The sequence below is a fragment of the Nguyenibacter vanlangensis genome (genome assembly GCF_013376155.1).
In the GTDB taxonomy this organism is placed as follows: domain Bacteria; phylum Pseudomonadota; class Alphaproteobacteria; order Acetobacterales; family Acetobacteraceae; genus Gluconacetobacter; species Gluconacetobacter vanlangensis.
This window is the reverse complement of record NZ_JABXXP010000627.1, coordinates 1-1621: the sequence shown is the minus strand read 5'-3', so window position 1 is coordinate 1621 and position 1621 is coordinate 1. Positions and strand designations below refer to the sequence as shown.

Sequence of the window (1621 nt, the reverse complement as noted above, 5' to 3'; positions counted from 1 at the left end):
GTCGGCGCGCGCCATGCGGATCGGCCCGGCCGGGCCGAACGGCTTCCTGCGCCTGAACGGCCGCCAGACGCGCGTGCTCAATGTCGCGCTCTATCCTTTTATTCCCAGCCTGCCGAACGGCAATTTCGACCGGCTGATCCGGCATGTCGTCGCGCGCTACCAGGCGGAGAACCAGGACGTTCTGCTGCATGTCGTGATGAGCGAAAGCGTCGATATCTATGACCCTGAAACCCTGGCCGGCCTGTTGTCCGCCGGCGGTTACGACGTGGTCGAACTCGACACGCTCTATCTCGGTTTTCTGGCGGGAAAGGGACTTCTGGCCCCGGTGCGCGTGACCGGGGACGCGCCGCTGCCGGCAGGCCGGGCGGCGGCGACCTATGATCACGTTCTCTATGGCATACCAAGCTGGCTCTGCCTGGATTTCGCCTATGCCGACGACGCTGCCCTGGCATCGGCGCGAAGCCTGTCGGATTTCGTAAAAATCCTGTCGCAGCAGGGACGAAAATCGCGCGGCCTGTCCGCCGATTTCTCGGGCACCACCCGCCTGCCGTCCCTGTATATCGATGCCTACGCACAGCGTTACGGCACCGCCAGCCTGTCGGACGCTATGAGAATGCCCCCGGACGATGCGGTGATCGACGCGCTGGCCACCCTGGTCCGCGCCTGTGACGAGGGCCCCCGCAATGTCTGCGCCGACGGAACGCTGACCCGCGCGCCCGATGGAGAAATCGAACGTGCGTTCGCGACCGGCCGCAGCATGGCCGATATCGGCTTTTCGGAGCAGAGCTTCTATATCGCGCTTTATGCTCCCAAACGCGCTGCGCGACCGACGATGATCCCCGTGCCATGGGGGCCCCACCCCGCGCCGCTGCTCTATAGCGATGCTTTCGTGACCAGCAGGGCCAGTTGCGGCAGCGGACGCTGTGCCGAGGACGGCGCGCGCTTCACGGCCCTGATGACCGGCACCGCGATGAAGAATTATATCGCATTTTCGGACGACCTACCGGCAGGGACGCCGCCACGGCATCTGCTGGTCGCGACCCGGCCGTTCTGGCAACAGCCGCGCGTGCGGCGCGACCCCATCTATCGCCAGGCCGCCGACGCGGTGGCGCAGGGCACGGCCTTTCCCAACGCGCTGACCCAGGCCACGCGCGACCGCATGGCGCGAGAGGTCTGCCTTGCGCTGAAGGCCCGGGTTCCGGTCTATGATTGCGGCGACACGCGTGGCCCGATGTAGGACGCGCCTTGGGTTTCATGACGAAAACCGCCTCTCCGCCTCCCCCGAAAGATCACATGAACATCTTCAGCGTCAATAATATCCTGGTCCATATCCCGATCGGCCGCGCCGGGTATGACCTGTCCTGGGTCGAAGCGATCGGCACCGCGTTCTGCCTGCCCTGCATCTGGCTGGCCAGCCGGGAACGGGTCGAGAATTATGCCTTCGGACTGGTCAACGTCACCTGCTTCGCCGTCATCTTCTTCCAGATCCAGCTTTATGCCAGCCTGCTGCTGCAGATCTTCTTCTTCGCCGCGAACCTGTACGGCTGGTATGCATGGACCCGTCCGCGCGAGAACGCGGCGACCGCGCCGGCCGTGCGCTGGCTGGCGCCGGCGCGGCTGG

Annotated in this window: 2 protein-coding genes; both read left to right on the top strand. The window is 65.5% G+C overall.

From position 1 onward, the window contains the following. On the top strand, positions 1-1237 hold a 1237-nt coding region (locus HUK84_RS17400), incomplete at its 5' end, for a type 2 periplasmic-binding domain-containing protein (protein ID WP_176641383.1). Positions 1238-1293: 56 nt separating this feature from the next. Then, positions 1294-1621 (top strand): nicotinamide riboside transporter PnuC (pnuC, locus tag HUK84_RS17395; RefSeq protein ID WP_176641382.1); only part of this gene is annotated, 328 nt, incomplete at its 3' end.